Origin of the sequence: Candidatus Sodalis pierantonius str. SOPE (assembly GCF_000517405.1) — a bacterium.
Classification (GTDB): Bacteria; Pseudomonadota; Gammaproteobacteria; order Enterobacterales; family Enterobacteriaceae; genus Sodalis_C; species Sodalis_C pierantonii.
In genome coordinates this window covers 1779312-1791322 of the sequence record NZ_CP006568.1, presented here as the reverse complement: position 1 = coordinate 1791322, position 12011 = coordinate 1779312, and the positions used below count along the sequence as shown (strand labels likewise).

At 58.4% G+C, this 12011-nt stretch carries 11 protein-coding genes and 2 pseudogenes; 7 read left to right on the top strand and 6 right to left on the bottom strand.

Features of this window, described 5'->3' with window-relative positions:
- Window positions 1-68: 68 nt before the first annotated feature.
- A pseudogene (locus SOPEG_RS09110) lies at window positions 69-1447 on the top strand (MFS transporter).
- A gap of 297 nt (window positions 1448-1744) precedes the next feature.
- On the opposite strand, the gene htpX reads toward SOPEG_RS09110, so the two are convergent.
- The 4 genes from htpX to SOPEG_RS09090 all read right to left on the bottom strand — a co-directional run bounded on the left by htpX (window position 1745) and on the right by SOPEG_RS09090 (window position 6146).
- A complete protein-coding gene (htpX, locus tag SOPEG_RS09105) occupies window positions 1745-2626 on the bottom strand; it encodes a protease HtpX (RefSeq protein ID WP_025245104.1) in 882 nt (293 codons plus the stop codon).
- Between the two features lie 190 nt (window positions 2627-2816).
- Complete coding sequence (gene prc, locus SOPEG_RS09100) at window positions 2817-4856, bottom strand: carboxy terminal-processing peptidase (protein ID WP_025245103.1); 2040 nt, start codon at window positions 4854-4856, stop codon at window positions 2817-2819.
- A gap of 19 nt (window positions 4857-4875) precedes the next feature.
- The gene (gene proQ / locus SOPEG_RS09095) at window positions 4876-5553 is read right to left on the bottom strand and encodes an RNA chaperone ProQ (RefSeq protein WP_025245102.1); all 678 of its coding nucleotides are present in this window, start codon (window positions 5551-5553) and stop codon (window positions 4876-4878) included.
- Between the two features lie 101 nt (window positions 5554-5654).
- Entirely contained in the window at window positions 5655-6146 is a 492-nt protein-coding gene (locus SOPEG_RS09090; RefSeq protein ID WP_025245101.1) for a GAF domain-containing protein, read from the bottom strand.
- Window positions 6147-6379: 233 nt separating this feature from the next.
- Here SOPEG_RS09090 and SOPEG_RS09085 point away from each other — a divergent pair.
- The 5 genes and pseudogenes from SOPEG_RS09085 to SOPEG_RS28740 all read left to right on the top strand — a co-directional run.
- Window positions 6380-6649 (top strand): annotated as a pseudogene (locus tag SOPEG_RS09085) (membrane integrity lipid transport subunit YebS); the annotation flags it as partial.
- A gap of 133 nt (window positions 6650-6782) precedes the next feature.
- Window positions 6783-7346, top strand: coding sequence for a hypothetical protein (locus SOPEG_RS09080; RefSeq protein ID WP_025245099.1), 564 nt, complete (start codon window positions 6783-6785; stop codon window positions 7344-7346).
- A 36-nt stretch (window positions 7347-7382) separates the two neighbouring features.
- A complete protein-coding gene (locus SOPEG_RS09075; RefSeq protein ID WP_025245098.1) occupies window positions 7383-8600 on the top strand; it encodes a pyridoxal phosphate-dependent aminotransferase in 1218 nt (405 codons plus the stop codon).
- Window positions 8597-9319: a M20/M25/M40 family metallo-hydrolase gene (locus SOPEG_RS28745; protein WP_051419578.1), complete on the top strand. Its 723-nt coding sequence runs from the start codon at window positions 8597-8599 to the stop codon at window positions 9317-9319. The genes SOPEG_RS09075 and SOPEG_RS28745 overlap by 4 nt, the downstream gene beginning before the upstream one ends.
- On the top strand, window positions 9295-9708 hold the full coding sequence (locus SOPEG_RS28740) for a hypothetical protein (protein WP_051419576.1): 414 nt from the start codon (window positions 9295-9297) through the stop codon (window positions 9706-9708). Before SOPEG_RS28745 ends, SOPEG_RS28740 begins: the two co-directional genes overlap by 25 nt.
- On the opposite strand, the gene SOPEG_RS29400 is transcribed toward SOPEG_RS28740, so the two are convergent.
- Both SOPEG_RS29400 and SOPEG_RS29395 read right to left on the bottom strand, forming a co-directional pair.
- On the bottom strand, window positions 9683-9985 hold the full coding sequence (locus tag SOPEG_RS29400; protein ID WP_236851725.1) for an FCD domain-containing protein: 303 nt from the start codon (window positions 9983-9985) through the stop codon (window positions 9683-9685). The two genes, SOPEG_RS28740 and SOPEG_RS29400, sit on opposite strands and share 26 nt — an antisense overlap.
- Window positions 9966-10283 (bottom strand): GntR family transcriptional regulator, encoded by a 318-nt coding sequence (locus tag SOPEG_RS29395; protein ID WP_081742967.1) that lies wholly within the window; start codon window positions 10281-10283, stop codon window positions 9966-9968. Before SOPEG_RS29395 ends, SOPEG_RS29400 begins: the two co-directional genes overlap by 20 nt.
- A 168-nt stretch (window positions 10284-10451) precedes the next feature.
- Here SOPEG_RS29395 and istA point away from each other — a divergent pair, with 168 nt between their 5' ends.
- Complete coding sequence (gene istA, locus SOPEG_RS09060; protein ID WP_025245097.1) at window positions 10452-12002, top strand: IS21-like element ISSoEn3 family transposase; 1551 nt, start codon at window positions 10452-10454, stop codon at window positions 12000-12002.
- The last annotated feature ends 9 nt before the right edge of the window (window positions 12003-12011 follow it).

The window sequence follows — 12011 nt, the reverse complement described above, 5'->3', positions numbered from 1 at the left end:
GCGAAACGCACCTCGCCGGTTGCAACAAAAGTGTTACAGTAAAGGCTTTTACGGACGAACGAACCTTAATGACCCACATCGACCATGACGGCGTTCCCCTGCCGCAGCGCTACGGAGCCATTCTGACGATTGTGCTGAGCGTCTCCATTGCGGTTTTGGATGGCGCCATCGCCAACGTTGCCCTTGCCCGTGAACTCCACGCCAGTCCGGCTGCATCGATTTGGGTGGTCAATGCCTATCAACTGGCGATCATCGTTTCATTGCTCTCCTTCGCCAGCCTCGGCGATATTTACGGGTACCGGCGTGTCTATCAATGCGGTCTGGCGGTGTTCAGCCTGATGTCTTTGCTGTGCGCACTGTCCGACAGTTTGTGGATGCTGATTGGCGCCCGCGTCCTACAGGGCCTCGGCGCCGCAGCGGTGATGAGTATCAATGGCGCGCTAATTCGGATCATCTATCCGCAGCGTATTCTCAGCCGAGGTATGGCAATCAATACCCTGATGGTAGCGGTGTCCACCGCCGCCGGCCCCACGGTAGCGGCAGGCGTCTTGTCGGTGGCCAGCTGGCAGTGGCTGTTCGCAATCAATGTGCCTATCGGCCTTTTCGCCCTGTGGCTGGGACATCGGTTCTTGCCGGGTAACCCGCAGAAGAACAGCGGCCAGCGCTTTAACGCCGCCAGCGCGCTGATGAATACCTTGACCTTCGGCCTGCTGCTTTCCGCCCTGAGCGGTTTCGCCCAGCAGGTCAACGGCCGCTGGATCGTCATTGAGCTGTGTCTGGCCATCGCGGTGGGCACCCTGTTCGTCCGCCACCAGCTGCGCCAGCGCTGGCCTCTGCTGCCGGTGGACCTGCTGCGTATCCCGCCGTTTTCCCTGTCCATGTGTACGTCTATCTGCTCTTTTAGCGCCCAAATGTTGGCCATGGTATCGCTGCCGTTTTATCTGCAAACCGTATTGGGCCGCACCGAGGTCGCAACAGGCCTGTTGCTTACGCCCTGGCCGCTGGCGACCATGGTTTTCGCCTCACTGGCCGGCGCCTTGATCGGCTGGGTACACGCGGGTTTGTTGGGGGGGGGATCGGCATGTGTCTGTTTGCCGCGGGGCTATTCTCCCTGGCCTGGCTGCCGGCCGCGCCGACCGACGGCGAGATTATTTGGCGGATGATGCTGTGCGGCGCCGGTTTTGGGTTATTCCAGTCTCCTAACAATCACACTATCATCACCTCGGCGCCGCGCAACCGCAGCGGCGGCGCCAGCGGCATGCTGGGCACCGCCCGCCTGTTCGGACAAACCAGCGGCGCCGCCCTGGTGGCGTTAATGTTTAACCTGTTCGGCGACAGCGGTACGCACACCTCGCTGGTGTTGGCGGGCGTGTTCGCCGCCGGCGCCGCACTGGTCAGTTCGATGCGTATAACCCAGGCCAACCCCCAGCAGGCGGTGGGGAAATAAACGCGGCGCCTCAAATGCCGAACGGATTGGCGTGTCGGGCAAAAAAAATCCCCGCGCCGTGGGGGATTTTTTAGAGGTTGCCGCGCGTCCGGGCAGGTTTGGTCGGTTACCGGACAGTCGCGCCTCTTGCCGTTTTTTGGCCAACCGCCACGATTTGAAGCATCGCTGTTTCCCGGCCGACGCCCTGGGGGGGGGGTTAAGGCATGAGCGGTAACCGGCCGACGTTCGGCGGGTTGCAGGCCGCCATCGCAAGGAGCGACATCCCCCTCTCCCCGGCGGCGGCCCTGCCGGCTCGCCTTATTTCAGGTAGGCGCCGGAACGCAGTGCTTCAATCCGTTGATCCAGCGGGGGATGGGACATGAACAGTTCGCTGAACGTCTTGTTGCGGCCGTTGATGCAAAACGCCATCATGCTGCTGGCTTCCTGCGGCTCATGACTGATCTTCAACCGCTGTAGCGCCGCGATCATTTTCTCACGCCCCACCAGCTTGGCTGAACCGGCATCGGCGTGGTATTCGCGGTGACGCGAGAACCACAGGGTGATGATGCTCGCCAGTACCCCGAACACCAATTCCAGCACCATGGAGAGGGCGGAATAGACCAGCGGGTTGCCATTGCCGCTTTCACCCTCGTCGCGATCCGACGACATGAACCCCGCCGCCAGCTGTGCCAGGATCCGCGAGACGGAAATAACGAAGGTGTTCACCACGCCTTGGATAAGGGTCATGGTCACCATATCGCCGTTGGCGATGTGGCTGATTTCGTGGGCGATGACCGCCTCGGCCTCGTCGCGGTTCATATTTTGCAGTAGACCGGTGCTGACGGCCACCAGCGAGGCATCACGCCGGGCGCCGGTGGCGAAAGCGTTGATATCGGGTGCGTGATAAAGCGCCACCTGCGGCATGGCGATATTGGCCTGCTGCGCCTGCTGGCGGACGGTAGTGAGCAGCCAACGTTCGGTTTCATTGCGCGGCTGCTCAATCACTTCGCCGCCGACCGAGCGTAGCGCCATGGATTTTGACATTAACAGCGAAACGAAGGCTCCGCCGAAACCAAACAGCCCGGCCATTATCATTAATCCGGCGGCACTGGAGGACTGGATCCCGGTGAGACTCAGTACAATACCGAACACCACCATCACCGCCAGGTTAGTGAGCAGGAAAAGAACGATACGCATCATAAAATGTCAGGTTCCTCGGAAATAATCACGCCTACTGCGTAACGTTAATCTAGGGTCTTGGCGGCGTTTTTCAAGCATTACGCGCCGATAATTCGCTAAAAAGACATAACTTTACATTTTGTTAAACTTTTCGCCCCCTTCCCTGAGATGCGGCGAAAAAAAGCGCCGGTTAAGGCGCCTGATGACGTTGCTACCCCGCCGGCGGGGCGGCGGGTTGGCTGGCCGCGGCATGGGCGAGATCCAGCGCAATTTGCACCGTTTCATCCAGATAGGGATCCGGCTCTTTATAATCCTTGGGGATAGATTCCAGATTCTTCACCGGTTTTTTACCCTGCCGCACCAGCCGCTCGTTGGTGCGCTGAAGGCGGATAGCATCATCCTCGTGATTCTCCTTCTCCCGCTGGGCGAGATTGAGGGAGACCCAATTGCGTTTCTCCTTCATGGCGTGGAAACGCGCAATATCCTGTTGGATATATTGGAATTCAGGATCTTTGGCGATGCGCGCCTGATGCGCTTTGAGCAACTCGGCCGAGAACGGCTTCAAATCGCCGGCCTTGGTATAGGTGGCCGCGTTGATGCTGTCCCAGGGCAGCGCATTATCTTCAAATTTTTCGCCGGTTTCGACGGTTTCAGTGCCGGGGGGCATGATGATATCCGGCACCACGCCTTTACGCTGCGTGCTGCCGCCGTTGACCCGGTAAAATTTCTGGATAGTGTATTGGATAGACCCCAACGCCGGCCATTCCGGGCGCAGCATCTGATCATAGATGCGGTTCAGCGAACGGTATTGCTGTACCGTGCCTTTGCCGAAGGTCGGCTCGCCGACCACCAGCGCCCGGCCATAATCCTGCATCGCCGCGACGAAGATCTCCGACGCGGAGGCGCTGAACCTGTCCACCAACACCACCAGCGGTCCTTTATAATAGACAATACCGTCGGTATCGCTGTCCTCGCGAATTTTACCGTTGTTATCGCGCACCTGCACCACCGGCCCGCTGGGAATAAACAGCCCCGATAGCGATACGGCTTCGGTTAGCGCACCGCCGCCGTTGGCGCGCAAATCGATAATGACGCTTTGCACGTTCTGTTTTTCCAGCTTTTGCAGTTGCACCTTGACATCATCGGTCAGGCCCACATAAAAACCGGGAATATCCAAAACGCCGACTTTTTCCTTGCCAATGGTTTTCACCGACATCTTCACCGCCCGATCCTCAAGCCGAATACGCTCGCGGGTAACGGTGACGATACGGGTTTTGGTACCCTTACCGGCAGGCAAGATTTCCAGGCGCACTTTGCTGCCCTTCGGCCCTTTTATCAGCGACACCACGTCATCCTGCCGCCAGCCGATAACATCCACCATCGGTTTGCCGATCTGGCCTACGCCCACCACGCGATCACCGACGGTAATGGCTTTGCTTTTGGCCGCCGGGCCGCCCGGCACCAGCGAGTTTATCACCGTGTAATCGTCATCCATTTGCAACACCGCACCGATGCCTTCCAGCGACAGGCTCATCTCGGTGTTGAACTGCTCGGTGTTGCGCGGGGAAAGGTAATTGGTGTGCGGATCGATCTCATGGGCGAAAGCGTTCATGATCAGCTGGAAAACGTCTTCGCTATTGCTTTGCGCCAGGCGCCGGATGGCGAACTGATAGCGCTTTGTCAAAATGTCGCGGATCTCTTTCTCGTCTTTGCCGGTAAGCTTGAGATTCAGCGCGTCATACTTCACCTTGGCATCCCATAGCGCGTCGAGCTCAGCGGTGGTCTTGGGCCAGGGGGCTTTGCTGCGGTCGATTTCGATGGCGCCGTTACCGTTGAAATCCATCGGTTTCGCCAACTGCGCCAGCGCATATTGATAACGCTCAAACCGGCGCTTCTCCGCCAGGTTGTACATCGCATACGGCAAATCCAGCTTACCGCTTTTAAGCTCATCGGCCAGCTGTGATTTTTGGGCGGCGAACTGCGCAATATCTGACGCCAGCAACACATTGTGACTGTAGTCGAGCATGTTGAGGTAACGATCGAAAATTTTGCCGGCGAACGCCCCGTCCAGATCGAACTGGCGATAGTGCGACCGCGTAAAACGCGCGCTGACCCGCTGGCTCACCGTTTGCTGCTGTGCTTCTTCTTTCAACGCCGGGATCTGATCGGCGCGGGTGATGTCGTCTTTCGCCATCGCCCCGCCCGCTAGCAGCGCCCCCGCCATCATGGCGACTCTGACAAATGTGTTCATGCCCTGGTTGGCCTCCGTATCAGAACTGCAGGTGTTCTGCGCGTACTATCAAAGCCATCCCGGAAGAGAGCTGCACTCGTACCCCTTCTTTGGCGATTTCCATGACTATTGCGTCCATGGGATTTTTACCCACTTTGACTTTGATAGCCTGGCCGATTTGCAACGTGGAAATATCGGTGACAGGCACGGTTTTGACGACCGGCGCCGGTTGCCTGGGGGCAGACGCAGGACGTTCTTGTTTGGGACGGGGTTTGCGAGGCGTGACGGCGTCACTTTTAACGGGCCGCTTGGCCGCAGCGGGACGACGCGGCGCAACGGCCTCGCCGTTTTCGCGTTTCTTCGCCTGCTGGGCGGCGTGCTGAAGCTGAACGCGGGCCTTGGCTTCCTCTAATTGTTTGCGCGCATGTTCAACATGCTGCGTTTCCAGCTCGCCGCAAGGATTACCATCGAGATCAACGCGCTGCGCGCCAAGCTTTATCCCATAAAGGTAACGCCAGCTTGAAGTATAAAGGCGCAATGCGGAACGCAGTTGCGTCTTGCTGATATTGTCTTCGCCCTGAACACGTTCAACGAGGTCCTGAAAAATACCGATCTTAAGCGGCCTGGCTTCACCTTCGGCCGTGAAACAGAGCGGGAAACGCTCCGCCAGAAAGGCAATGACTTCTTTGTTGCTGTTCAACTTAGGTTGATTTTCCATGAATTTTCCTGATTACGACGGGTTTGCCAACCAGCGCAGGCATGAACAGGCGTCATTATAATGACGCCATCGGCAAATGCCACGTTATCCGTATATCATTATCAAGTATTAGTGATAAATTTGCGCAGATTGGTGGTTCCCAACTGCCGGCAGAGGTAATCCACCACCGCCTTCAGTCCATCTTCATCATCCTGATCGAAGCGTTGATAAATCGTGCTATCGATATCCAAAACCCCCACCACGCGTTCATCGATTGTGATAGGCAATACGATTTCCGCGTTACTGGCGGCGTCGCAGGCAATATGGTCTGGAAAAGCATGCACATCGCCGATACGCTGAATCCGGTTTTCCGCCGCCGCGGTGCCGCAGACGCCTTTACCCAGCGGGATGCGCACGCAAGCAACCTTGCCCTGAAAGGGCCCGAGCACAAGTATATCACCCTCGAGTAAATAAAAACCGGCCCAGTTCACCCCTTCCAGACGTTCATAAAGTAAGGCGCTGGCGTTGGCCAGCGCGGCGATAAAATGCGTTTCGCCCTCAAGGAGTGCCGACATATCTTGCAATAATTCGGCGTAAAATTGTTGTTTTTTCATAATAAACCATTAAATGAGCTAATCTTTGTGTTAGCAGACGGCACACCAGCTTCTATAAAATAAGCAATAAATGCCCAAAGCCACAAGATTAATCCGTTATGACTTCACAAAGTGTTCGCGCGCGGGTATGTTTGCCCGGCCAGACAGGCGTTGCGCCGGCGGTTTATTATAACCCGATAACGGCGGCGTGCAGCGTGAAAAATGAGGTGTGAGGGAGGCGTAAACGCCGCGCGATGAAAATAACCGCGATTCATGATGCCTTTCCGTCCGGCCAATATCAACGCTGTCCGGAATGCGATGTCTTATTTATCCTGCCGCTCCTCGGCGATAACCAGGATGCCTGCTGCCCACGCTGCCAAGCGAAAGTGGTGCGTGGACGCGACTGGAGCATGACGCGCCTGGCGGCGCTGGCGGTCACGCTGCTGATGCCTTTTGCCTATACCGAACCGTTGATAAGCATCCGCTGGCTGGGCACACCCATTCGCGCCAGTACGAATGAGGGTAGGAAAATAATAATGCCCTCGCGGCGTTCGCGCGACCTATCGCTGTAATAGGATGATCGGCGCGCGCCCGTATCTTACGCGGGACGCCTGCTAAACTTACCGCCATGGATAAGCAACAGGAACGCTACAGCGAATGATACAGACCCGTGAACAGCTTGATGAAGTCCGCGACGCATGCCGCAAACTTGTGACCCAACGCGCCGCCCTGTCGGCCGGCGCCTCGGTCATTCCGCTGCCCGGCCTGGATATTGGTACCGATGTGTCGATTCTTCTTGGGCTACTGCCGGCGATTAATGAGCGATTTGGCCTGAGCGAGCAGCAACTGGCTCAACTTCACCCCAACCGTAAAAAATATACTTTTATTGCCATCATCGGCGTCGGCAGCCGTCTCATCGGCAGGATTCTCACCCGCGAAGCGGTCAGCCACGCGCTTAAACGCGTCGGCGTACGGGTCGCCACCAAGTCGGTGGCACGCTATGTCCCGCTGTTAGGCCAGGCGCTGGCGGCAGGCTTAAGCTTCAGCGCGATGAAATTGCTGGGGAATAGCCATATCGATGATTGTTACCGGGTGGTAAGCGAGGTGTTGCGGCAAACCGCCGCGCAGGACGCCGGCGGCGCCCCAGGCGCGCTGACTCATCAAAATTCTTTATACTGGGCAATCGAAATATTTGCTGTTCATCCGTCGGACGCTGGATAAAAATAAACCTTTACGTTACCACAGGATGACAGCAGGATGTCCGCCCACGCCACTCATGCCCAAGTGTCCTCGCGCCTGCGCGCGCTGCAACCCTCGGTGACGCTGGTTATTTCCCAGCTCGCCCGCAAATTGTCCGCGGAAGGCCGCGACATCATCAACATGAGTTCCGGCGAGCTCGATTTTCCCACCCCCGAGCCTATCGTGCGCGAGGCCATTGCCGCTTTGCACGACGGACAGACCCGTTATACGGATGTCGGCGGCACCCCGACGCTCAAGGCGGCGATTATCGCCAAATTCCGCCGCGAAAATCAGCTCGCTTTTACTCCCCGTCAAATTATCGCCAGCACCGGCGCCAAGCAGATCATTTTCAATGCGCTGTTAGCGACCCTTGAGCCGGAAGATGAGGTGATTATCCCCGCCCCCTATTGGGTATCGTATCCCGAAATGGTGCGGTTGACCGGTGCCACGCCGCGCTACGTCGAGCCGGGCGAGCAGGACGGGTTTAAACTGACGCCCGCGCGTCTTGCTGCCGCGCTGAACGCGAACAGCCGTTGGTTACTGTTAAACTCACCGGGAAATCCGTCCGGGGCACTTTATAGCGCGGAGGAATTGCGCGCGCTGGGCGAGGTTCTGGCGGCCTATCCTCGGGTGCTGGTGATGTCTGACGATATTTATGAACACATCGTCTATGAAGGGGAATTCGTCTCGTTCGCCACCGCCGTGCCATCCTTGGCGGCACGTACCCTTACCGTCAACGGCGTGTCGAAAGCCTATGCCATGACGGGCTGGCGCCTCGGTTACGCCGGTGGGCCGGAGTGGCTGATAGACGGGCTGGCGCTGCTGCAATCGCAAAGCACCTCCTGCCCCAGCGCTATCGGTCAGGCCGGCGCGCTGGCGGCGCTTAACGGCCCGCAAAGCTTACTGCCCGAGTGGTGCGGCCGCCTGCGGCTTCGCCGCGACCAGGCGCTGTCGATTTTGCGTCAGGCGCCCGACCTGCGGGTCGCAACGCCGCCCGCCGCGTTTTATCTGTTCGTAGATTGCCGCGCGCTTATCGGCAAGCAGAGCCCCTACGCGGAGACGATTAATGACGACGTGGGGCTGGCCGCCTACCTATTGGAACACGCCGGGGTCGCGGTAGTGCCGGGCTCCGCCTTCGGTCTCGCGCATCATTTCCGCATCGCCTATAGCATAGCCGACGCACTTGTGGCGCGGGCCTGTGAGCGCATCGTCGCGGCCTGCGAGGCCCTGCGGTGACGCGCGCCCAGCCGCTCCCGGCCCCGGATATTGCGCTGGCGCAGCGCTTATTCACCGAACTGCAGCAACTGAGCTTCGACGGTAGCGGCATTAGCCGCGGTAGCTACGGCGAGGGGGAACAGCGCGCCCACGATGTGCTGCACCGTACCGCGCGGGCGCTGGGGCTGCGCGTGGCCACCGATGCGGCGCTCAATCTTTATATGACGCTGCCCGGCACTCTGCCGGGTGCGCCGGCGGTGATCACCGGCTCCCATCTGGATTCGGTACCCTGCGGCGGCAATTTCGACGGCGCCGCCGGCGTGCTGGCCGGCATTGCCGTATTGGCGGGCTGGGTGGCGGCAGGTTACCGGCCGCAGCGAGATGTCACGGTAATGGCCATCCGCGCGGAGGAGAGCGCCTGGTTCCCGATTTCCTATTTAGGCAGCAAAGCGGCTTTCGGTCTGTTGCCGCCGTCGGCGATGCGGACGCCGCGGGCCGATAACGGGCAAACCCTGGCGCAGCATTTCGCCGACCGGGGCGCGGATGTCGCGCAATTCCTGGCGCAGCCGCCGTGGTTAAGCGCGGCGGCAATCGCCTGTTTTATCGAATTGCATATTGAACAGGGGCCGGTTCTGCTGGACAGCGGCATCCCGCTGGGCCTGGTCAGCGGCATATGCGGCAGTTTGCGCTATCGCTCGGCCACCGGCAAGATGCGGTGGTGGCGACGGCGGAGCTGGTGACCGGCCTACATCACCAATGGGGCACGCTAGAGCAGGAAGGGCACGAGCTGACGGTGACCGTCGGCCAGTTTGCGACCCACCCCCAGCAGGCGGATTTCAGTAAAGTGAGCGGTGAAGTGGCCTTTTGCCTGGATTTTCGCTCGCGCAGCCCGCAAACGCTGTCACTAATGGATGCCGCGCTGCGGCGCTTAATAGACGACATTAGCCTTCGGCACGGCGTACGCTTTGAACTCGGCGAGCAGACCGAAAGTGCCCCAGCGCAAATGGACCCCGCGCTACTGGCCGATTTGACGCGTGCGGCCGAGCAACAGCACGTGCCGGCCCGCGTCATGCCCAGCGGCGCAGGGCGTGCCCACCGCGATGTTATTCGTGCGCAACGCCAACGGTAGCCACAACCCCGCGGAAAGCATGGCGCAGAGCGGCAATGATCGCCAGATGTTCATGGTGACCTTTGATGAAACGTTCCGGTACCTGGCGCATATTGAACATGCGGGTTTTGAGGCGCAGGCTTTCGATATACTGCATCAGCAGCGCATTACCGCTGTAATGGGCCAGCGACTGGTGCAATTGGCTGTCTATCTGCCAATCCTGTTGGGGGCTGGGATCCGCCGCCGCCAGCAGCGCGTTGATGCCCTCTTCAATCGCGTCAAGCGTCGCCGCTGGCACCCGCCCTGCGGCCAAGCGGGCGGCTTCCGCCTCCAGCGTGCGCCGCACGTGCAGCGTTTCGATAAGTTCGCGGATAGTAGAACTCTTTAACCACCAGCGTTCTGCCGCCGCTGCGGCCGATAAAGCCCTCGTTTTCCAATTTATTCAGCGCGTCGCGTACCGGCGTGCGTGAAATCGTCAGCATCTCGGCAAGCCGGCGCTCCGGAAGGACGGTATTGACTGGGAGTTCACGATTTATCAGCATATTAAGCAGCACATCATAAGCCTTAACGCTGAGATTCTGTTCCCGTTCACCCATTGCTGGTTCCGGTCACATCCGATCACTGATTCCGATTTCACCCGATCACTAATTCTGATTTCATCCGATCACTGATTCCGGTCGCCCGATCAGCGATTCCGATTCTGTCCGATCGCTCATCTTCTGTTCCGCCATACTCTGGAGACTTTTAGCTTCCGGGGGCATGGCATGGCACGTAAAAAAAAGAAAGCGAGAACGGAAATGTGCATCTATATTAATGTCTTACGTATGAAATTCGAGCAGCGTCGCTCGAATCGCACTATCGCAGCAGCGCTCGGCATAGGCTGTACTACCGTGCACGATATCCTCGGCCGATTCACGGTAGTTAACCTGGTCTGGCCATTGCCGGCGGAACTGTCCCCCGTCGACCTCGACCGCCTGCTCTATCCCGGCAAATCCGGAAAAGTTATCAATACATTACCCAGCTGGCTTGATATCGATACCGAGTTAAGCCGCAAGGGCATGACCAAGCAGCTGCTCTGGATGGAATATCAGTCCGCCGTGGGCGGTGATGCCCTCGGTTACTCACAGTTTTGTGCACTGTTCCGTGACTGGAAAAAGAAGCAGAGGCGTTCTATGCGCATGGAGCACAAGGCTGGCGAAAAGCTCTTCATCAACTTCTGTGGCCCCACCGTACCTATCGTCAACCCTGCGACCAGTAGCGTACGCCAGGTCGCTATCTTCGTCGCTGCCATGGGCGTGTCAGGCTATGCGTATATCGAAGCCTGCGAAAGCCAGGACATGGCATCGTGGCTCAACGCCAATAGCCGCTGTCTGCACTTCATGGGTGGGGTTCCGGAGCTGATGATACCTGATAATCTGCGCAGCGCTGTCAGCACCCCTGACCGCTATGAGCCGGTCATAAACCAGAGCTACCAGGCGCTGGCAAATCACTATGAGACAGTGGTGCTACCGGCGCGCCCGAGAAAACCGAAAGACAAGGCGAAGGCAGAATCAACTGTGCAGCTGGTAGAACGCTGGGTTTTGGCCCGGTTGCGTAAACGTAGGTTCTACTCGCTGCCCGAACTCAACCAGGTGATACGAGAACTCAATCATGAGTTGAATCTGCGCCCGATGCGTCATTACGGCGGACAAAGTCGCCTTGAACGCTTCGAGCAGCTGGACAAACCGGCTCTTGGGCCTCTACCGCCCACACAATGGGAATACAGTGAGTATCTCGTTGCCCGAGTGGGACCTGATTACCACATAGACTACGGCAAAAACTGGTACTCGGTGCCGCATCCGCTGGTTGGCGAGCGCGTTGACGTCATCGCCACCCAACGGCTGGTGCAAATCCACCATAAGGGCGTCTGCGTGGCTACGCACCCTCGCAGCGATAACGCCTATAGGCACACGACTCAGGCGGCGCACATGCCGGCTAACCATAAGGGGCAGAGTCAGTGGACGCCGGAAAGGCTGTGCAGTTGGGCGCTGTCGGTGGGTGTGTGCACACTGAAAGTGGTCGAGTCCATCCAAAAGAGCAAAGCCCATCCGGAGCAGGCTTACCGCTCCGTGCTGGGGCTACTCAATCTGCAACGGCGCTATGAGACGACGCGACTGGAGAAGGCCTGCGTGCTGGCGTTGGAGAAAGGGTGCATTAACCGCTCTTTCATAGCCAACGTATTGAAACACGGTCGTGAAAGTGAGGTCACCCAGGACGGAGCCGGCGTATCAATGCTGGTTCACGAAAACCTCCGAGGTCCGGACAGTTATCACTAAGGAGAATAA

What these genes read in the sequence shown, in the direction of transcription:
- prc (WP_025245103.1), bottom strand. Translation starts at nt 4,856, where the DNA reads ATGAACACATTTGTCAGAGTCGCCATGATGGCGGGGGCGCTGCTAGCG.
- SOPEG_RS09075 (WP_025245098.1), top strand. Translation starts at nt 7,383, where the DNA reads ATGTCCGCCCACGCCACTCATGCCCAAGTGTCCTCGCGCCTGCGCGCG.
- SOPEG_RS29395 (WP_081742967.1), bottom strand. Translation starts at nt 10,283, where the DNA reads ATGGGTGAACGGGAACAGAATCTCAGCGTTAAGGCTTATGATGTGCTG.
- htpX (WP_025245104.1), bottom strand. Translation starts at nt 2,626, where the DNA reads ATGATGCGTATCGTTCTTTTCCTGCTCACTAACCTGGCGGTGATGGTG.
- SOPEG_RS09080 (WP_025245099.1), top strand. Translation starts at nt 6,783, where the DNA reads ATGATACAGACCCGTGAACAGCTTGATGAAGTCCGCGACGCATGCCGC.
- SOPEG_RS09090 (WP_025245101.1), bottom strand. Translation starts at nt 6,146, where the DNA reads ATGAAAAAACAACAATTTTACGCCGAATTATTGCAAGATATGTCGGCA.
- proQ (WP_025245102.1), bottom strand. Translation starts at nt 5,553, where the DNA reads ATGGAAAATCAACCTAAGTTGAACAGCAACAAAGAAGTCATTGCCTTT.
- istA (WP_025245097.1), top strand. Translation starts at nt 10,452, where the DNA reads ATGGCACGTAAAAAAAAGAAAGCGAGAACGGAAATGTGCATCTATATT.